Annotated in this window: 15 protein-coding genes; 1 reads left to right on the forward strand and 14 read right to left on the reverse strand. The window is 69.8% G+C overall.

Translation table 11 applies throughout. The features are described 5' to 3' along the window. Window positions 1-170 precede the first annotated feature (170 nt). Window positions 171-1,727, reverse strand: coding sequence for a Do family serine endopeptidase (locus BVIR_RS11340; RefSeq protein ID WP_082417045.1), 1,557 nt, complete (start codon window positions 1,725-1,727; stop codon window positions 171-173). A gap of 459 nt (window positions 1,728-2,186) precedes the next feature. Between BVIR_RS11340 and BVIR_RS16900 the strand changes: the two genes are divergently transcribed. Beyond that, entirely contained in the window at window positions 2,187-2,789 is a 603-nt protein-coding gene (locus BVIR_RS16900; RefSeq protein WP_145911990.1) for a hypothetical protein, read from the forward strand. A 90-nt stretch (window positions 2,790-2,879) separates the two neighbouring features. Here the strand turns inward: BVIR_RS16900 and BVIR_RS11345 are convergent, their stop codons facing one another. From BVIR_RS11345 to BVIR_RS11405, 13 genes are all read right to left on the reverse strand, one after another. Next, window positions 2,880-3,374 (reverse strand): cytochrome c-type biogenesis protein, encoded by a 495-nt coding sequence (locus BVIR_RS11345; RefSeq protein WP_055037763.1) that lies wholly within the window; start codon window positions 3,372-3,374, stop codon window positions 2,880-2,882. A gap of 233 nt (window positions 3,375-3,607) precedes the next feature. Continuing rightward, the gene (locus tag BVIR_RS11350) at window positions 3,608-5,593 is read right to left on the reverse strand and encodes a heme lyase CcmF/NrfE family subunit (protein ID WP_055037764.1); all 1,986 of its coding nucleotides are present in this window, start codon (window positions 5,591-5,593) and stop codon (window positions 3,608-3,610) included. A gap of 166 nt (window positions 5,594-5,759) precedes the next feature. Next, window positions 5,760-6,239, reverse strand: coding sequence for a cytochrome c maturation protein CcmE (gene ccmE, locus BVIR_RS11355; RefSeq protein ID WP_055037765.1), 480 nt, complete (start codon window positions 6,237-6,239; stop codon window positions 5,760-5,762). 131 nt (window positions 6,240-6,370) lie between these two features. Further along, a complete protein-coding gene (gene ccmI, locus BVIR_RS11360) occupies window positions 6,371-7,558 on the reverse strand; it encodes a c-type cytochrome biogenesis protein CcmI (protein ID WP_055037766.1) in 1,188 nt (395 codons plus the stop codon). Between the two features lie 134 nt (window positions 7,559-7,692). Continuing rightward, window positions 7,693-9,108, reverse strand: a complete 1,416-nt coding sequence (locus BVIR_RS11365) for a hypothetical protein (protein ID WP_055037767.1) — start codon at window positions 9,106-9,108, stop codon at window positions 7,693-7,695. 121 nt (window positions 9,109-9,229) lie between these two features. Further along, window positions 9,230-9,703: an RT0821/Lpp0805 family surface protein gene (locus BVIR_RS11370; RefSeq protein ID WP_055037768.1), complete on the reverse strand. Its 474-nt coding sequence runs from the start codon at window positions 9,701-9,703 to the stop codon at window positions 9,230-9,232. A gap of 134 nt (window positions 9,704-9,837) precedes the next feature. Continuing rightward, on the reverse strand, window positions 9,838-11,256 hold the full coding sequence (locus BVIR_RS11375; RefSeq protein WP_236823597.1) for an ATP-binding protein: 1,419 nt from the start codon (window positions 11,254-11,256) through the stop codon (window positions 9,838-9,840). Between the two features lie 100 nt (window positions 11,257-11,356). Beyond that, a complete protein-coding gene (locus BVIR_RS11380) occupies window positions 11,357-12,028 on the reverse strand; it encodes a response regulator transcription factor (protein ID WP_055037769.1) in 672 nt (223 codons plus the stop codon). Between the two features lie 267 nt (window positions 12,029-12,295). Continuing rightward, on the reverse strand, window positions 12,296-13,462 hold the full coding sequence (locus tag BVIR_RS11385; protein ID WP_145911989.1) for a linear amide C-N hydrolase: 1,167 nt from the start codon (window positions 13,460-13,462) through the stop codon (window positions 12,296-12,298). 216 nt (window positions 13,463-13,678) lie between these two features. Continuing rightward, window positions 13,679-14,179 (reverse strand): hypothetical protein, encoded by a 501-nt coding sequence (locus BVIR_RS11390; RefSeq protein ID WP_055037770.1) that lies wholly within the window; start codon window positions 14,177-14,179, stop codon window positions 13,679-13,681. Window positions 14,180-14,203: 24 nt separating this feature from the next. Next, window positions 14,204-14,980 carry a lysozyme gene (locus BVIR_RS11395; protein WP_055037771.1) on the reverse strand — a complete coding sequence of 259 codons (777 nt, stop codon included), beginning with the start codon at window positions 14,978-14,980 and terminating at the stop codon, window positions 14,204-14,206. A 72-nt stretch (window positions 14,981-15,052) separates the two neighbouring features. Then, window positions 15,053-16,555: a DUF2793 domain-containing protein gene (locus BVIR_RS11400; RefSeq protein WP_082417049.1), complete on the reverse strand. Its 1,503-nt coding sequence runs from the start codon at window positions 16,553-16,555 to the stop codon at window positions 15,053-15,055. Continuing rightward, window positions 16,545-20,444: a baseplate multidomain protein megatron gene (locus BVIR_RS11405; RefSeq protein ID WP_055037773.1), complete on the reverse strand. Its 3,900-nt coding sequence runs from the start codon at window positions 20,442-20,444 to the stop codon at window positions 16,545-16,547. The genes BVIR_RS11400 and BVIR_RS11405 overlap by 11 nt, the downstream gene beginning before the upstream one ends.

The following is a 20,444-nucleotide window of genomic DNA, read 5'->3' on the forward strand; positions in this document are numbered from 1 at the left end:
GACTCGGGTATCAGACATGGCATCCTCTCCGAAATCGCACCCAGGGGCGAGTGCAGCACTGAAGATGGGACAAAAGGCGGGGCGGGAGGCGTGGCCTCCCGCCCGTCGGTCCTGCGGCAGCAGGGGCGACGAAAGCGACCGCAGGTCCGAATGGATGAGCCAGGCGGGCGTCAGCCCTGCCCGACCTTGAGCGCGACGAAGCGGCTGGACTCGCCGTTCTTGACGCGCATCAGCACGCTGCGCTTCTTGGCGTCGGTCGCCGCCTGCACCGCCTCGCGAACATCGCCAATGCTGCCGACGCTGCGGCCGTTGACGTCGAGGATCTGGTCGCCCTGGCGCAGCCCGGCGGCGGCGGCGGGGCCGCCCGGCTCGATGTCGCGGACCGCGACACCGGAACCGTCGGGCGTGGGTGCCAGCGTCAGCCCGAGGTGGGGAACGCTTCGGTCAGATGGCACCTGACCGAAGCGCTTCGGGGCCTGCTGGTCGTCCGGAAACTGGCCGGGCTTCAACTCGACAGTGCGTTCCTTGCGGTCGGAGACGACGGTGAGCTTGATCGCCTCGCCGGGCTTCTCGGCGGCGATGCGGCGGGCGAGCTCGCGGGCGTCGCGCACCGGCTTGCCGTTGACCTGGGTGATGACGTCGCCGGCCTTGATGCCGGCCTTGGCGGCGGGACCGTTGGGCTGCGGATCGGCCACCAGCGCACCCTCGGCCTTGCTCAGACCGAGGCCGTCGGCGATCTCGGCGGTAACCGGCTGAATCTGCACGCCGATCCAGCCGCGGGTCACCGTGCCGTGCTCGCGCAGGCTGGTGACCACCGTCCGAACCGTCTCGGCCGGAATGGCGAAGGCGATGCCGACGCTGCCGCCGGACGGCGAGAAGATCGCGGTGTTGACGCCGATCACCTCGCCATCGAGGTTGAAGGTCGGGCCGCCGGAATTGCCGCGGTTCACCGGCGCGTCGATCTGGACGAAGTCGTCATAGGGTCCCGAGCCGATGTCACGGCCGCGCGCCGAGATGATGCCGGCGGTCACGGTGCCGCCGAGGCCGAACGGATTGCCGACCGCCACCACCCAATCGCCGATCCGCGGAGCCTTTTCGCCCAGCGTCACGAACGGATAGGAGCCGCCGTCGACCTTGAGCAGCGCGAGGTCGGTGCGCTGGTCGGTGCCGACCACCTTGGCGTTGAGGGTGCGGCCATCGTCCGTCACCACCTCGACGCTGGCGGCGCGATCCACCACGTGGTTGTTGGTGACGATGTAGCCATCGGCGGAGATGAAGAAGCCGGAGCCCTGCGACTGGCCGAAGCGGTGCGGCTGGCGCGGGCCGAAGCCGTGCGGACCGCCGCGGCCGAAGCGCTCACCAAACTCGCGGAAGAAGCGCTCCATGCCGCCGGGAGGCATCGGCGCGGCCTCATCGTCCTCGCCGCCGAACTGCATCGGCTCGGCGACGGTCTCGGTCTTGACGCGGACGCTGACCACCGCTGGCCGCACCCGCTCGACCACGTCGGCGAAGCTGAACGAGGATGCGGTGAGGCGGTTCGGCGTGGCCTGGAGCTGGGCAGTCTGGGACTGGGTCGACTGGGCCTGGGCAACGTCGCGGACCAGCAACGGCGACAGGCTGAACGTGCCGACGCCCAGCAGCGCGAGCACGGCGACGCCGGCGAGCAACCGGTTCCGGCGCGGCGAGCGCGACCCAGACGACGGCGGAGTCTGAACGATGGGGGACATCTGAGATCTCTCCGAAACGGGCATTGCCGCCCTGTTGAGCCGGAGAGTGACGTTCTCCACCTTACCGCGGGCTGGAGCGTCGATGAAAGTTTGGTAATTCCGCGGCCGCGACCCTATCCTAACGTCATTGCGGCCGGCCCTGGTGGCGGACCTGCGCCGTCAAAATTCAAGAGTTTCGGTACCGCTAACACTTTGATTCAGAATATTTTATCAGCTCGAAAGTCACGAACCCAACAGCCGGCTGGATCCGCCGGAGTGACTACAGCTGAACGCTGCACGCCGAGACTTGACCACTGCTCGGCGGCACCCCACTGTTCGATTGCATCCCAGGAGGCGCCTTCAACCTCTCTTTGCCGCACCGGGCCCATTGCGTGGGGCAACCAAGGGCTTCCGGGTGAACGGCGAGATCGCGATCCGCGGATTTGTCTTTTTCACTGAATTTTGTTGTAGGGCTAAAGTATGGATGAAATTTTTCCTTGGGGCTGGGGCAATGAGGTTCTCTACCGCATGTGTCGCGAAAGACCTCAACACACCGATAACGATGTAATTTCCGGCAAATTATGGTTGATAGGACGCGCCTACTCCGCCGCAATCGAGCGCGGCGCTGGAGATGCCATCATCGCAGGCAAAGATCTACATCAGACCATCGCACCGGAGATCAAGGCATCACCTCTCGACGCTTGGCTTAAAGAAATTTCTGACATTGAATTCGTTGACAAAGAAAATCTATCCCGCGTACTCGCTGTCCATCAGCGATTTACACTTCTCATGAAAAGACTTACGAAACGCGAGCGGCGGTCGTTCACCTCAAAATACTTACATTTTCATAATCCAAACGCTTTTTTTATTTACGACTCCCGCGCCACGGCTGCGGTCAGAAAGTGTGTCGGTCGCCGACGCTTCCCTATCCCGAACTCGTGCACAGAGGCAGATGACGTCTACGCGACGTTCGTCCTGCGGTGCATCGAATTTCGAGATACGGATGCCAAGAGCGGCCAGCCGCCGCTGACACCGCGTCAATTGGATCAATTACTGTTGGGTTATGGACTGCCGCCCCGATAAATTAAACATAGCGACCTGAAAAGTTGTCATCAGGAGAGTATTTTTCGGCGACGGCGCCACGAAATCCGGCCTGATCGCCCCGAGTTCGCGTCACTCCGAGCGCAGCAGGTCGGCGACGCGCTTTTCCTCATCCGCGCTCAGCGCCGCGGTGGCGGTAGCAGCGGTGCGGCGGCGACGGGCTGCGACGACGATGCCGATGCCGCCGCCGACGAGGATGGCGAGCGGGCTCAGCCACAGCAGGACGGTCGACAATTCCCACGGCGGCCGCAGCCGCACGAAGTCGCCGTAGCGCGCCACCAGGAAGTCGAACACCTGCTGGTCGTTGTCGCCGGCCTGGATGCGCTCGCGCACCAGCACGCGCAGGTCCTTGGCGAGGCCAGCGTCGGAATCGTCGATCGACTGATTCTGGCAGACCATGCAGCGCAGCTCCTTGGAGAGCTCGCGCGCCCGCGCCTCCTGCGCCGGATCGGACAGCACCTCGGAGGGCTGCACCGCGAGCGCGGGCAGCGGCGCCGCCAACGCCAGCGCCACGATCGCGCCGCGGAACCAGTGCTTGCGTAAGACGATGCTGAATGCCTGGATCATGACGTTCAATCGACCTCCAGATGACGGCTCCGTCATCGGCAGAACCGGGCTGTTGTCCCTTCCCCGTTGCGGGAGAGGGCGGCGACGTTTGGGCGAAGCGACATCCGGGCCGGGCGGGTCACGGGTTTGCCCCTCGCCCGCCCTCGCGGAGCCTGTCCCTTGGGCCGGCCGAAGAAGGCCGGACCCGAGGGCTTCGGACGCCCTCTCCCGCACCGGGAGAGGGATAGCGGCACTCACTCGGCCGGCTGCAGCGTGGCGCTGCGCATCTTGGCGGTGCGCGGCGCGCCGATCCGGTAGCGCCGGTCCGACAGCGACAGCCCGCCACCGGCCACCATCACCAGACAGCCGAGCCAGATCCACAGCACCAGCGGCTTGTCGTAGATCCGCACGTCGATCGAGTTCTCGGTGAAGGTCTCGCCCGGCGCGATGTAGAGTTGCGAGAAGCCGTGGGTGAGCAGCGCCGCCTCGGTGGTCGGCATCCGCCGCGCCAGGAAGATGCGCCGCGACGGCTCGACGGTGCCGATGGTCTTGCCGTTGCGCGACACGGTGAAGCGCGCGACGCCCTCCTGATAATTGGGGCCGTTGCGCGGGAACAGCGACTCCAGCGTCAGGGTATAGTCGGAGATGCTGACGCTCTCGCCGATCTTGACGCGCTGCACCACCTCGCTCTTCCAGGCGCTGTCGCCGACGATGCCGAGGATGACGAGGCCCATGCCGATATGGGCAAAAGCGGTGCCCCAGGCCGAGCGCGGCAGGCCGCGGGCGCGGGCGAAGCTCACCTTGAGCGGCACCCGCCACAGCGCGGCGCGCTCGGCAAGGTCGGCCAGCGCGCCGACGATGATGAACACCGCAAGCCCGACCGCGAGCGGCGCCAGCACCGAGCCGCCCGTCACCAGCGCCAGCAGGATGCCGGTGGTGAACACCGCCGCCGCGATCGCCACCAGCAGGCGCTGGACGACACCGAGCAGATCGCCGCGCTTCCAGGCCAGCAGCGGCCCGAACGGCATCGCGATCAGCAGCGGGATCATCAGCGGCACGAAGGTGGAGTTGAAGAACGGTGCGCCGACCGAAATCTTCTCGCCGGTGATCGATTCCAGCGCCAGCGGATAAAGCGTGCCGACCAGCACCGCCGCGCACGCCGCCGACAGGAACAGGTTGTTGAGCACCAACGCGCCCTCGCGCGACACCGGCGCAAACAGCCCGCCCTGCTTCAGGGTCGGCGCCCGCCAGGCATAGAGCGACAGCGAGCCGCCGATGAACAGCACCAGGATGGCGAGGATGAACACGCCGCGCGCCGGATCGGTGGCGAACGAGTGCACCGAGGTGAGCACGCCCGAGCGAACCAGGAAGGTGCCGAGCAGCGACAGCGAGAAGGCGAGGATGGCGAGCAGCACCGTCCAAACCTTCAGCGCCTCGCGCTTCTCCATCACCACCGCGGAGTGGATCAGCGCGGTGCCGATCAGCCACGGCATGAACGAGGCGTTCTCGACCGGGTCCCAGAACCACCAGCCGCCCCAGCCCAGCTCGTAATAGGCCCAGTACGAGCCCATCGCGATGCCGAGGGTGAGGAAGATCCAGGCGGTCAGCGCCCACGGCCGCACCCAGCGCGCCCAGGCGGCGTCGAGCCGGCCGTCGATCAGCGCCGCCACCGCGAAGGCAAAGCAGATCGAGAAGCCGACATAGCCGAAATAGAGCAGCGGCGGATGGATGGCGAGGCCGACGTCCTGCAGGATCGGGTTGAGGTCGCGGCCCTCGATCGGCGCCGGGTCCAGGCGCAGGAACGGGTTGGAGGTGAGCAGGATGAACAGCAGGAACGCCAGCGCCACCCACGCCTGCACCGCCAGCACGTTGGCCTTCAGCGACTGCGGCAGGTTCTTGCCGAACACCGCCACCAGCCCGCCGAACAGGGCGAGGATGAGAACCCAGAGCATCATCGAGCCCTCGTGGTTCCCCCACACGCCGCTGATCTTGTAGATCAGCGGCTTGGCCGAGTGCGAGTTCTCGTAGACGTTGGCGACCGAGAAGTCGCTGGTCACGTAAGCCCAGGTCAGCGCCGCAAACGACAGCGAGACGAACAGCGCTTGCGCCAGCGCCACCGGCGCGGCGGTGCCCATCAGGGCGTCGTCGCCGGTACGCGAGCCCCACACCGGCAGCACCGACTGCACCAGCGCTAAGGCCAGCGCCAAGATAAGAGCGTAATGGCCGAGTTCGGCGATCATGAGCGTGTCCCTACCGCGCGATGTGTTTCACTGAAATCGCCGGCGCGCATTAAGCCTTCGTTTGAGCACGGTGCTCTCGCAAAATCGGGGCCCGCCTTTGCGCATCATGAAGCTGCCCCCGCATGATGCTCCCGCAAAACCGGTGTCCACGTTTGCGCATCATGCTCTACCGCGGCGTCGAGGGCGTGCTGGCTGCCGCCCCCGGTGCCGGCCCCTCGCCCTGCCAGTGGCCCTGCTTCTTCAGCGCGTCGGTGACTTCGCGCGGCATGTAGTTCTCGTCGTGCTTGGCGAGCACGGTGTCAGCGAGGAACACGCCGTCGGGGCCGAGGCTGCCCTCGGTGACGACCCCCTGCCCCTCGCGGAACAGGTCGGGCAGGATGCCGGTATAGGCGACGGGAATGGCCTTGTTGCCATCGGTCACCTTGAACCGCACCTTGAGCTGTTCGCCGCGCTCGATGGTGCCGTTCGCCACCAGGCCGCCGAGGCGGATGCGCTCGCCGGGCGCCACGCCCTTCTCGACCACGTCGGTCGGCGAGTTGAAGAACACGATGGAATCGTTGAGCGCGACCAGCACCAGGCCGGTGGCGACTGCCAGCACGGCGAGTCCCGAGCCGATCAGAGCGAGGCGACGTTGCTTGCGGGTCATGTCCGCTACCCTTCCGATGATCCCGGTCTCATACCGGATCCGGGCGACCGCGGGATCAGGATCTCTTTTGATCCGGATATCCGGCCGAACCAGACCCTCGTCGAAAAACGGCAAGCCGGCCGGCCAGGGCCTCAGCCGCCCAGGCCGAGCCCCTTGGCGAAGGTCTCGACATTTCTCAGCTTGTCCGGTTCAGCCTGCAGCGCCGTCCGGGCGTCAGCCAGCGCGGCGCGGGCCTTGTCGGCCTCGCCGAGCGTCATGTGGCCGCGCATCAGCCGCATCCAGCCTTCAACGTCGCCGCGGTCGTTTTGCAGCTTCTGCGCCAGCATCTCGACCATGGCGCGAACCATGGCGGTCTGCGCCTCCGCCGAAGGCTCGGCGGCCGGCTGCATGTTCTCGACCCGCGGCCCCGGCAGCACATTTGCGGCCTCGGGCTTGCCCGCGTCGAGGTTACTCGCCTCGGAGGACTTGCCCGCCTCGGACTTGCCCGCCTCGGACTTGGCGGCCTCGGCCGCGATTTCTGCGAGCGATTGTTCCAGCACCTCGCGCCAGGGCGAATCCGGCGCGGTGTCGGCAAGCTGCATCCGCCACCGCGCGGCGGCCGATTCACGCTTGCCCTCCTGGTGGTCGGCAACGCCAAGGAAGTAGCGCGCCTTGGGCTGCCTGGCGTCCATCGCTGCGACCCGCTCGAAGATCGCGCGCGCTTCCGGGGTGACGACGTCGCCGGCCGCAGCGAACATCGACTCGCCGAGACCGGCCAGCCGGTCGGCGCTCTCGCCCAGCAGTCGCATCGCGTTCTGGTTGGCCCGCACCGCATCGGCGTAGCGGCCCGAGCGCATGTAAACCGGCGCCAGCACTTCCCAGCCGCGGCCGTCGTCCGGGTTCTCCGCCAGGCGCGCCTCGACCTGCTCGATCAGCACGGCGAAGTCCTGGTGATTGGAGGGCGCGTCGCGGCGCGCCGCGATCGGCTGGTCGGGCAGATCCGGCACGCCGATCACAAGATAGGTACCGACCGCCAGCATCGGCACCACCACCAGGCCGGCGGCGGCGACCGCCCAGCCCCGCGCGCGCGCGGCACCCGGCGCAGAGGCGGCAAGGCGATCAGCAGCGGCCAGCAGCCGGCGCTTGACCTCGACGCGGGCGGCGCCGGCCTCGGCGGCGGTGATCTGGCCGCCGGCCAAATCGCGTTCAACCTCAGCGAGTTGATCCCGGTAGATGGCCAGATCGGGCGCGGCTGCGGCCGTCCGTCGACGAACCAGCGGCAGCAAGACCGCCAGCGCTGCCAGAGCAGTCATCGACGCCAACGTGACCCAGAACACCATTCTTCCCTCCGCAACTCGACCTGTCGGTTGCGACGCGGCACGCCGGAATTTTTCCGGGACCCTACGCAGCCGGAGCCGGCCGGTCCTTGCGGAGCATCAAAGGGAGGAATGCGTCGACGTCAAGATCGGGCGGCCTATCGGCGCTCGCCGGCCGGCTCGGCCTGCCTTCCCTGCGCAGCGAGATCGACCGCCCTGGTCAGCGTTTGTGCGTAGCCGGGACCGAACACCCGGCCGGAGAGCTGAATTGCCGCGTCGAGCTGCGAGCGCCGGAACGGCTTCTCGACGTCGCTGGCGACGCGAAGGCCATCGATCAGCGTGGCGGTGCCGGTGTCCAGCAGCGCGTTCAGTTCGGAGGTGGCGCGCTGGGTCGCCTCGTTGAGGGCGATCTCGCCGGCATAGGTGCGGCACAGCAGGAGAAGGTCGATCGCCTCCTCCGCGGTCGCGACGTCGGCGGCGGAAACCGCCGGTTCCGACGCCGCCTCCTTGCGGGTACGCATCTTGAGCAGGCGGCGGATGTCGGTGCTGCAGGCGGCGATTTCCGTCGACAGCAGCGCGGCGATGTCCTTGCGGATCGCCGCCAGCCGGCGGCTCCAGGCGGAATCGCCGCGCAGGTCGAGCTCGGTGCGGAACCCGCGGGCGTCGTCGTGGATATCCTTGACCACCGGCGCCAGCGCGGAAAAGTCGCGCCGCTTCATCAGCGCCTTCAGCAGCGCCACCTTGCGGTCGAGATCGGCGAAGGCTAGCTCGACCGCGGCCGCGAACGGCGTTTCGGCGATCTTGGCGGCAACGTCGGTCTCGGCCGCCTTGATGGCGACGCGGACGATCTGCCAGGGCTGGGCCAGCCGCCTCATCAGCAGCGCCAGCGCGTAGGGCAGCACGTCGGGGTGGCGCGCCATCGAGCCGTTGAACACCGCCCGCGCCGCGTCCAGGTTCTGATCGGACAGGTTCTTGATGGAGGTCGGCAGGCGGCCACCGATGGCCCCCAGCGCGTCGCGGGCGCACAGGATCGCCAGCACGTCGCGCAACTCCTCGACCTCGCGCTGGGAGCCGAGCTGCGCGGACAGCTTGCGGGCCGCCACCTCGTCGCGCGCCGCCGCGGTCAGCGCGGCGCGGATGCGGATGATGGTGTGGTCCTGGAAGCTCTTGGCGATGCGCAGTGCCGAGGCCTCATCGCCCGGCTGCAGCGTGGTCGCGACCGCAACGGTGAACGCCTTGATGTCGGCCGGCAGCACATCGCGGCTCAGCCAGGTCCAGATCGGCTCCAGGCAGGCGCGCGGAATGACGCCGCGAATCTTGGTCGGCGAAACCTCGTCGGCCAGGAACGGCTCGACCGGCAGAAAGAACAGCTGCTGGGGGCTGGTGATGCGGGGCTGCGGCGCCTCGGCCGGCGAGGCCGCGGTGCCGCGCAGCTCCTGGAGAACGATGGTCGCGGTGTCGTCGCCGGCAGCGGCTTCGCGCTCGAGCTTTTCGACGACCAACGCACGGGCTTCGGGCGTGAGGTTCTCCAGATAGCTCCGCAGCTTGTCGATCGCATTGCGCGGCTGCGCCATGCCGGCCCCCCCATCCATTCGAAAGATCGAGGCAAGCTATGGCGGCGTCGTTTAAAATTCGGTATTCGCCCGGCCACCGCCCCGGAAATTAACGGATTTTCGAACGGTGGCCGGCGGCGAATCAGCCGACCGGCCGCCAGGCCCCGTCGGGCTCGCGGCAGGCGGTGCCGCGCGCGGTCTGCGGCCGGCCGTCGATATAGATGGTATGGGTGTACTCGCGGCAGTCGCGGCCGGAGCGCTGATAGGACGGGCCGGGCACCACGGTGCCGTAGTGGCCGTTGTCGGGGTTGCGCCAGGACACCGGGGCGCCGGAGCGGCCCCGTTCGAGCGCCTCGACCTCCGCAGCATAAGCCCGCTGGCGGTCCTGCTCGTCGAGCTGGGCGCCAATGACGCCGCCGATCAGGCCACCGATCAGGGCACCCGCCACCACCGAGCCGACGTCGCCGTGTCCGATGGCGCTGCCGGCGAGGCCGCCGATGATCGCGCCGGTGCCGGCCCCGACCACGGTCTTGGTACCGGGCCCATCATCGGTGGTGGTGCAGCCGCCGAGCGCGAGGACGGTCGCGACCGCGACGAAAGACTTGCGGACATGCATCGGCAACACTCCGGAATTGGCGACGGGCTTGGCCCTGGGCGTGACGGCGAACCGGCCGGCGAGTCGCGGCCTGTGCTTCGGGTAGGGCGGGATTCCGGCGAAAGCTGGGCTTGGAGGCGGGCACGCCAGGCGCCCTACCCCGCCGGCAGGATGAGCTCGGCGCGCAGGCCCCCGATCGGCGCGGCGCCGAGCACCAGGCGGCCGCCATATTCGGTTGCGGTCTCCACCGCGATGGCAAGGCCGAAGCCGGAGCCGGGCTTGGTCTCGTCCAGCCGCTTGCCGCGCTTGGCCACCGCCTCGCGCTGGTCGGCGGTGAGGCCGGGGCCGTCGTCGTCGATCACCACCCGCAGGAAGCGGCGATCGAGCGCATGGGCGGCCGGCTCGGCCAGCACCTCGATCTCGACCCGGCTCGACGCCCATTTGGCGGCGTTGTCGATCAGGTTGCCGATCATCTCGTCGAGATCGTGCCGCTCGCCGCGGAACTTGAGGTCGGGGTCGAGCGCGGTGGCGAAGGTGAGCCCGCGCCCGGCGTGGATCTTCTCCAGCGTACGCACCAGCGCGGCGATCGCCGGCGCGACCTCGGTCAGGCTAGCGACGTGCGCGGCGGCGGCGGCGATGCGGGCGCGGTCGAGGTGGTGGCCGACCTGCTCGCGCATCACCGCCACCTGCTCGCGCACCTTGGCGGCGAGCGCGTCGTCGCGGCCGGCGGCCTCGTTGAGCAGCACCGACAGCGGCGTCTTCAGGGCATGGGCGAGATTGCCGACGTGGGTGCGGGCGCGCTCGACCACCTCGCGGTTGGCGGCGACCAGGGCGTTCATCTCGCGCGCCAGCGGCGCGACCTCGCGCGGGAACGGGCCCTCCAGCCGGTCGGCGGTGCCGGCGCGGATCGCCGCCAGGCCCTTCGACAGCGCCTGCAGCGGCCTCAGCCCATAGCCGACCTGGAACAGCGTGGTCAGCACCAGCAGCAGGCCGAGGCCGGCGAAGGTGGTGCCGATCGCAAGGTTGAAGCCGGCGCTCTCCTCGACGATTTCGCGAGCGTCGCCGCCGACGGCGACCAGCAGCCGGCCGTCCTCGCCGAGGTCGATGGTGCGTTCGGCGAGCCGCAGCGGCTGCTCGCCCGGGCCGGCGACGTAGCCGTGGCGAATGCCGTCGGCGTCCTCCGGCACCGCGCGCTGATCCAGCCGCAGCAGCGTGCTGCCGAACAGCGAGCGCGAGGCGCGCACCTCGGCCGGGGAGCTGTCGACCCGCACCACCTGCCAGTACCAGCCCGACAGCGGCAGATCGAACAGCGGCTCGCCGAGGTCGCCGTCCTCGGCGCCCGATTCGGACACGGCGACGGCGGCCACCAGCGCCTTGAGGTAGATGGCGAGCCGGCGGTCGAACGCCCGCTCCAGCGCCCCGGAATACAGCGACGACAGCCCGATGCCGGTGGCCAGCAGCACCAGCGACGTCACCACCGCGGCCGACAGAAACAGCCGCAGCGCCAGCGACGAGCTGGAGCCGGCGCGCCGGTCGGCCTCCGGCTGCGGAGGATGCCGCGTGTTCTCAGCCACCGCCCATTCCACCTGCGCCGACGACGCTGCCGGCCGGCCCCGCCCGCCGCGTTGTCGCACAATCCGGCGACGAAGATGAACCGGTTTTGCGCGCCATGGTTTAGCTGGCGCCGGCGGCCGGGGCGAGCACATAGCCGAGGCCGCGCACGGTCTGGATGACGTCGACCCCGAGCTTCTTGCGCAGGCGGCCGACGAACACCTCGATGGTGTTGGAATCGCGGTCGAAATCCTGCTCGTAGAGATGCTCGACGATCTCGGTGCGCGACACCACCCGGCCCTGGTGGTGCATCAGATAGGCCAGCAAGCGATATTCGTGCGAGGTCAGCTTGACCGCCAGCCCCGCCACGGTGACGCGGCTGGCGCGGGTGTCGAGCCGCACCGGGCCGCAGGTGAACTCGCTGGTGGCGTGACCGGCGGCGCGCCGCAGCAGTGCCCGCAGCCGCGCCAGCACTTCTTCCATATGGAACGGCTTGGCGACGTAGTCGTCGGCGCCGGCGTCGAAGCCCTGCACCTTGTCGCTCCAGCGCTCGCGCGCGGTGAGAATCAGCACCGGCATGGTGCGGCCGGCCCGCCGCCACGCCTCCAGCACCGACAGTCCGTCCATCTTGGGCAGGCCGAGGTCGAGCACCACGGCGTCGTAGGGCTCGGTATCGCCGAGGAAATGGCCCTCCTCGCCGTCGACGGCGCGGTCGACGGCGTAGCCGGCCTCCTCCAGTGCGCTGGCGAGCTGGCGATTGAGATCGGGATCATCTTCGACGACGAGCAGACGCATCGGCCGACTATAGCAGAGCCATTCCGGCATGATCGGGGCGCAGGCCGGATCGCCGCCGCTTTCTGCCTGCGTATCTGCGCGCCGTCACCTCCTCGAAACCGTGGTGACGATGGCTGATCGCAACGGTCTTGGATGCCGACGCCGTTGGTCGGACCCACCGGTCCGACCAACGAAACGTGCCGACGTCCGAAAGATCCGGCCATCCGCTGCCGGATGAACGGCACCGGTTCCGCTTCCGGCTGATCCGCCGGATGTCGTTACAGACGGTTACTTCACCGACGCCGGCAGGAACTTGAACGGCTCCGCCGGCTGGAACTGCGCCGCGGCATTTCCGGCATAGATGGCGCCACCGGTCAGCAGGAGTTTCTTGGTCGGGGTTCCGGGAGCGAAGGCCAGCTCCGACACATTGATCCAGAACAAGCTCGGGCTCCGGGACGATTCGAAATAGTAGCGCTTGTTCTTCTGGTCCGACACCGAGCGCCACAGCGTGGAGGCGATGTTCGGCTCGGCCGGCGTCGAAATGCCGAGCGGGACCGACGCATTGCGAATGACCGAGAACGTGGAGGCTACCGCTTCCACCTCGTTGGCCGTCTTCGGAATGGCGTTGATGTAGAATGAGGCCCGCACGAAGCGGTCGGCGGCGCGGTTGGTGCCCGGCAGCATGACGGCACCGCCGATCTCCTGCCAGTAGGTGTCAAGCGCGAGCTGCTGGTCGTAGACCGGCGAATTCGTCATCACCTGATACTGGCGGCCGTGGTGAATGACCAGCTTGCCGCCGATGTATTCGAAGATGGCGGAATCGCCGGTGGCGTCCGAGATCGCCAGATGCACCGCACCCGGCTCGCCGTCCGGCGTCGTCACCGCGGCCACGTAGAACGGCTCGGCGCGAAGAGCCTCGACCGCCTCGGCCACCGAGGCGTAGTTGTCGAGGACATATTGCGCCCAGGCCGAGATCGAGATCGGCGGGCGCTTGCTGCCGGCGGCCGGCTTTTCGTACTCGGCCTCGGCCAGATACAGCAGGTTGGCGACCAGCCCTTTCTCGTTCATGCCGTCGGCGGTCGCGGCATCGAACGCGGTGGCGACCAGGCTGCCGTATTTCGAGGTCCAGCGGATGGACGTCGGCCCGGCCGCACCGTCGCGTGCCATGCCCCTCGGAAAGATCCACAGGTTCGAGCCGATGTCGTCCTTCCAGTCCATGCTGCGGATGGTGATGATGGTGTTGTCCGGCCCAAGATAGACCGCGCGGGTGCAGGCCTGCGCCGGCTGCCCCAGCGTGATGCCGGCCACCGCCAGGGCGACCAGGCTGGACACGGTGCCGACCACGCTGCGAATGCCTATCGCCCGTCCCCGCCGAGCAGGCGCGGCGCGGGGACGTCCGGCGTGGGCGTGCGTCGCATCATCCAGAACAGCGTTGGGCGTCTGGGATGATTGCATGACAACCTCCTGATCGATTGATGTGTGACCGCCGCCCGGCGGCGTGGTCGGCCGGAAACCGCATCAACGGATGCACGCTGCATTGCTCCGGCAAATACAACCCCTCTGCGCGACAGCGCAATCAAGGCGGGAACGGCTGACAACGTCACCGAGGCTTTGCGGTTCCTCTGCCGGGCCGGTGTTGCGGTGACGCCGGCGGGCTCGCCGCAAACCGTATCATTTGCGTCCCATCACCTCTTTGAGCGTGTGGCCGCCCATCAGGAAGGTGGTGACGATGCCGGCATAGGCGACGAAGGCGGAGAAGTCGGCGGTGACCGGCTGGCCGGTCAGCGCGGCGACGAGCGGGCCGACCAGCAACTGCCACAGCCCCAGCACCGGCACCGACCAGCCGGCGAGGCGCCGCCAGCCATAGCCGGTCCAGCCCTCGGCCTTCTCGTCTCGGGCGAGCCCGGCGGCAAACGCGAGCTGAGCGTGGGCGTAGGCGACCAGCTCCGGGCCGTACTGGGCCTCGACCTGCCGCACCGCCACGCCGGCAGCGGCCGGATCGCGGTCGATGGTGTTGGCAATCGCCTCCGGTGTCGCCGGCACGCCGAGGGCATCGCTGAGCGCGCCGCCGATGCGCCCGCCAATGGCAGCGCCGGCCGGGCCGGCGACCAGGCCGCCGAGCAGCGAGCCGCCGACCTTGGCGAGCGGCCCGGCAAGATCCGTCCAGTTCATCGCAATCTCCCTGATCCCGCATCCTCACGCCCAGTTGCGGATCACCGCGCGGGCCTTGCGCAGCCACAACGCCAGCCCGGCCGCCGCAATGACGAGGCCGAGCGCCACCGCGATGCCGAGCAGCGCCGGCGTGCCGGCGGCATCGTGCGGGCCGGTGCCGGCCGGCGGCGCCGCAACGGCGGTGCCGGCGCCCGCACCGGCGACGGCGGTCACCGCCGCCTCGGTCCGGGTGCGACGGGCCAGCTCGGCGGCGGGCGGCAGCGGGCGGTCGACCGCCTGCGCCATCGGCTCGGACGCGGCGCGCTGCACCTCGGCGAGGTCGAACGCAGCGTCGATGTCGCCGCGATAGAGCGCGCATTCGGCCTTGCGCCGCCGCACCAGGCCGCGCAGCACCTTGCCGCCGCCCTTGTTCCAGCGGGCGAGCCGCTCGCACACCGCCTCGATGTCGCCGCCACGCGCCGCCGGCCACACCGACGACGTCGCCGGGCCGCCGGTGTTGTAGGCCCAGCTCCACAGCGCATCGAACTGGGCCTGGGTGACCTTGGCGCCGCCGAGCTGGCGCTCGACGTGGCGGGCGAACGCCGCGGCGTCGGCGCGAAAGGCGGCGTCGCAGTCGACCTTGGACCACACCATGCCGATCTTGACGGTGTGGCCGTTCTCCGAGGTGGTGCCCCAACCGATGGTGGCGACGCCGGCCGGGCAGCGATAGGTCTGAAAGAAGCCGGGCCGTCCCTTGACCGGCTCAAGGCACGACTCGAACGCCTTGGCGATCGGCTCGCCAATCTCGCGAGAGAGTTCCATGATGTCCTCATGACAACGCCGCCCGAAGGCGGCGGCGCAACGAAAATTCCGGGCGTGGACGCGGCGGCCGGGCTAGGGCGTGCGGCGCTGGTCGCGGTCCGCTTCGAGCGCGGCGACCCGCTGCGCCAGCTGCTGCACCGCCTTGATCAGCGGCGCCACGAACTGGTCGTAGCGCAGCGCCTCCGGGCTGTCGGGATCGGACGGATCGACCTTGATCCAGCCGCCGAAGTCGGCGATGCCGGCGGCGTCGAGCGCGGCTCTGACCTCCTGCGCGATCAGTCCGTAATGGGTGCGCCGGCCTGGCACCGCGACAGCGATGGTCGGCCGGTCGCCGGCAGCATCCGCCACGGCGGCCGGATCGGCGATCACGTCGAAGCCGCCGACCGCCCAGCGATAGGACACCGGGCGAAGCGACATGACGAAATCGAGCCCGAGCGCAGTATCCGTGATGTCGGTCTTGTCGCGCCGGTCCGATGTCTGGATCGTGCCATTGGCCGCCCACACCTGGGACCAGCGGTGGCTGGCATTGCCACAGGTGAACGCGTTGTCGGTGGCCGGCCGGGTCGCGCCGTCGGTGTCGAATACGGCGGCAAGGCGGCGGGCGCTCGACCCAACCGGTGTCGTGCCGATGGCGACATAGGTGCCGATGCCGGAGGCGCTGAAGTTCTCGGCGGCAAAGGAGGCGACAACCGCGGAATTTCCGCTGAATGCGTCGCTGGCGAGCCGTCCGGACGACAGCAGCGCCATCACCGGATCGCCCGCGAGGGTCTGGGTCGGCGCCTCCTTGGTGCCGCGCGTTTTCCGGAACACCAGCCGCGCGGCGTCGGCGGTGTCCGACGAACACACGAACGCGGCATTGAATTCCGGCGTATTGGTCGCGGTGGTCTCAAGGCGGCCGATGCCGGTCGGCGCGCCGTTCACGCCGACATTGCCGGTCGTTTTGTCGACCACGACGGCGTGAAGCCACGACGCCCCGTTCGGGCTCACCTTGAGCGTGAGGTTGTCGTCGCCGATCAGGCCGATCTCGGCGCGGCCGGACCAGTTTGATTGCAGCAGCAGCGACAGCACGTTGGCCGCCGCCTCCTTGTTGAGGGTGTAGCGCAGATCGCCCGAGCCGCCCTCGCCGGTCGTCCTGGCCGCCCACAGCGCCTTGTTGAGCTTGGCCGAGAACGGATTGGTGGCGTCGGCGGTGGTGCCGACGCCGAGCAGCGCGAGGTTCTGCAGCCCGCCGGCCAGATTGGTGAGGTTGGTCCACGCCGAGCCGGCATAGACATAAAGCGCGGCCTCGTCCGCCACCCACGCCCGCATGCCGGCCTTGGGGCCGTGGAAGGTCCAGGCGCCGTCCTGCCAGGCGGCGATGGCGCCGTCGTGGCCGGCCCAGGCGCCGCTGGCGCCGGCGGCGATGATGTAGCGGTCACCATCGGCGGGCGCAGCCGGCGGCGCGGTGGCGTCCTTGCCGAGCACCGTCAGGTGCACCAGCGCGTCGAGCACCGACAGCGCCTCGTTGATGGTGACATGCTTTTGCGCCTGACCGGCGGCGAGAAACGGCAACGCGAGATTGGGGCTATCGGACATCGATCGTCACCTCGGCCGGAAAGCCGCGGCCACACACCGCCGAAATCTGCGCGACGCTGAGCGACAGGCGGGCCTGCGGCGCGCCGAAATCGGCGAGTTCGGCTGCGGCGGGATAAAGGACGGACGGCGTCGCCGCCGCGAGGGTGCGCTTCACCGTGGCGCCGTCGAGAATGTCGACGGCGTAGGATTCCGTCGCCTCGCCGAGCGGCACCTCGGCAAGGTCGAAGCTGTCGCCGCCGACGCGAGTGCGGCGGATCCACGACAGCACGATGCCGGCGGCCGCGCGCCGTGCCTTGACGCGCACCGGCGCCAGCGGCCTGAGCGCGGTTGCGCCCGGCGTCGCGGTGAGCTCGGCCACCGCCGGATCGGCGTGGTCGCGGCCCGCCGGCCCGGCCCGCCACAGCACCTGCCGGCCGATGCGCGCGACGTCGCTTTCCAGCGCGACCAGGGCGGTGTCGATCATCACGAAGGTGGCGCCGGCCGGCAGCGGTGCCATGGTCCGCTCGGTGCCGAGCTGGCCACGCAGCAGGCGCGACAGCCGGTAGACGTTGGTTTCCACCAGCTCGGCGCCAGCGAACTGGATCACCTCCCAGCCGCCATCGGCGTGCTGGAGCGCCGCGGCGTTGCCGCCGTCGAGCACCGCGGTGTCCGGCAGCGAAGCCAGCGTGCCGGCGGCCAGCCGCACCCGCACCGCGTTGGCGCGGTCCCACCGCCACACCGGCCCGGCCGGCAGATCATCGAGCGTGGTGCCGACGATGGCCGGCACGCCGGCGCGGGCGGCGGGCTCGAAGCTCAGGCCGTCGGCCGAGCGCCACAGCGTGATGGCGCCGGGCCACGGCGCGGCGAACACCGCGACGTGCTGCAACACCGGGGGCTCGGCCAGCGCCGGCAGGTCGAGCACCTGGACCAGCGGCGGCCCGATCGCCGGAGCGATGGCGGGCGTTCGCACCCGGCCCGGCCGCACCGCGATATCGAACGCATCGGGGTCGATGCCGCGCGCCTCGACCTGCCGCGCCGCCTCGTCGACAATCGAGGTGATCTCCATCAGCCGCTCGCGGCCGCGATAAACGAGGCTCACCACGTCGCCGGGCATCAGGTCGAGCCGGCTCGGCGGCAGCGCAAAGGTGGCGGTGTCGCGACCGGCCCAGGTGTCCTGCAACCACGCTTCGGCGAGGCGTTCGGCGTCGGCGTCGAAGGTGACGATGGCGAGGTCGGCGTGGGAGGTGCGGCGGCTGGTGCCGACCAGCCGGCGCGAGCGCGCGGCGGCGCGGCGATAGTCGGCCTCGGCGTCGGTGTAGCCGAGCGTGATCTCCAGCGGCAGCTCGCTGTCCTGGCCGCGCACCAGCTTGAGAACGTCGCCGTCCTGATCGGGCAGCACCAGGTCGTCCTCGGTCAGCGTCGCCACCGGCGCGCCGCCGCGCGGGCGCACCACCAGCGCCCCACCCTCCTCCAGCGCGGCGAAGCCGCAGGCCAGCGCGAGCGGCTCCAGCGCGGCGCGCGCCGACATCGGCCGGTCGACGACATAGCCGTCGAGGCTGCCGCGCAGCGTGTTGGTGTCGGCGGCGATGCCGTGGTCGCCGAGGATCGCGCCGGCCAGCCCGTCCAGCGTCGCCGCGCCGAGCCGGCCGGTGAGCCAGTGGCCGGTTTCCCAGTTGGCGCCGTCCGCCCACACCTCGGTGGCGCGCGGAAACCACGGGTGGGGCCGGGCGTCCCAGGTCCACAGGTGAATGGCGGCGGGATCAACCATGCGCAGGCCGGCCGGCGACAGCGGGTTGGCGGCGCCAGCGCCGAACGCCGGGTCGAGCGCGGCGAGCGAGACTTCCAGCACGCGGCGCTGGATCAGGTCGTCGCGGCGGCCGTTGGAGAACGGCGGCAGCGTGCCTTCGGCCGATTTTGCATCGGGGAAGCAGCTCGGCCGGTTGGCCCCCTTGTCGACCGCCGGGCAGCCGAGTTCGGTGAGCCAGATCGGCTTTGCCATCGGCACCCAGGCGGTGGGGGCGGCGAGTTCGGCGCCGCCGACGCGCTCGACGTGCGGGTTCGCCCACCAGCCGGCGAGGTCCTTCTGGCGGAACACCCAGTGCTTGCCGAACGCGCCGTCGACGATCGGGGTCCGGGCCTGGGCGAGGCGCGCAGCATCGTCGGCGTAATGCCAGTCGAACGCCTCGCCGCCGCGCACGTTGGCGGCAAGATAGTCGCGGTCGTGGATCGCGGCGGCGCGGGCGGTGTCGAGGTGGACGCCGTCGCGCCAGTCGGCCAGCGGCGGGTACCAGTCGATCGCCACCATGTCGATGTGGGGCGAGGCCCACAACGGATCGAGCGGAAAGCGCACCTCGGCGCCGCCCGCCCGCACATCGGCGCCGTACTCGCTCCAGTTGGCGGCATACGACACCTTCACCGCCGACCCAAGCAGGCTTTTCACCTCCGCGGCGAGCGCAGCGAACTGGCCCACCGCCGGATAGACCCCCGGCCCGGAGCGCACGCGGGTCAGCGCCTCCATCTCCGAGCCGACCAGGATGGCGTCGACCCCGCCGGCGGCCTTGGCCAGCGCCGCGCAATGCAGCACCATGCGGCGCAGCGTCCATTCGTTGGGGCCGCCATAGCGCACCGTGCCGCCGCTCACCGCAAACTGCGCCGCGGTGGCGCTGCCGAACAGCGTCGCGACCTGGTTTGCCGCCACGGCGGTGCCGTCGGGCGAGCCCGGCCGACCCGGCGCCGGATCGCAGGTGATGCGGCCGCGCCAGGGATAGGCCGGCTGCGGCGCCGCGCCGGTGCGCGGATCGGCCAGCGTGTTGTCGGCCGGGATGTCCATCATCACGAACGGCACCAGCGTCACCTTCAGCCCGCGCCCCGACAGCTCGCGCAGCGCCCGGACCACCGAGCTGTCGGCGGGCGTGCCGCCGAACGCGGCGCGGCCGTCCACCGTCGATACCACGGCGGCGCTGGCGCGGGTGCGCCCGGCCACCGACCACTGCGCGCCGGTGGTCACCTTGCCCTTGCGGTCGACCCGCGGCTCGATGCGGCAACGGTCAGCCCGAAGGTCGGTGCCGAACCACGTCACCACCAGCGCGACGCGCTCGAGCGCCGGACACAGCATCTGAAGCCGGTCGAGCGAGGCAAGAAAATCGGTGTCGGCGCTGGCGGTGTGGCGGTTCTCGGTCTCATAGGATCCCGGCCCGAGCACCCGCGACACCGCCTTGGTATCGTAGCCAAACTCGGTGGCGCCGGGGATCAGCGTCACCGCGCGGATCATCTTCTCCAGCCGCCCGACCGGGCGCACCACCTCGACCTGGATTTGCGGAATGCGGTTGCCGTAGTCGGCGAGCGGCAGGCGCTCGAACACCATGTAGGCGAGGCCGCGGTAGGCCGGCGCGGCGCCAGTGCCTTGCTTGGCGACGATCAGCGGGTCGGGCTCCTGGGTCTCGGTGCCGTGATGGATGCGCCAGGTGACCGCCGACAGGTCGAGCGGCTTGCCGTCGGCCCAGGCGCGGCCGATGCCGGCGATCGGCCCCTCCGTGAGGCCCAGCGCGAAATTGGCGTAATAGGCATAGGTGGTGTCGGAGCCGGCGGAACTGGAGCCGCCGCCCTTGCCGCCGCTGGCGCGCGGCCGGCTGGTGACGTCCTCATCCAGGTTGGTGGCCCATATCAACTCGCCGGCGAGGCGGGCGCGGCCATAGAGCCGCGGGATGGCGCCACCCTCGGTCGAACTCATGACCTCGAGGTCGTCGAGGCGCGGCCCTTCGCGGTTGCGCGCGGTCGAGGAGCCGAACAGCGCATCATCGATCAGCCCGCCGCCGAGCTTGCCGAGGGTGCGGCCGAGCATGGCGCCGACCGGACCGCCGAACGCGCCGCCAACCGCGCCGCCGATCGAGGACAGGATAAGCGAAGCCAT

This window comes from Blastochloris viridis, assembly GCF_001402875.1.
GTDB classification, from domain to species: Bacteria; Pseudomonadota; Alphaproteobacteria; order Rhizobiales; family Xanthobacteraceae; genus Blastochloris; species Blastochloris viridis.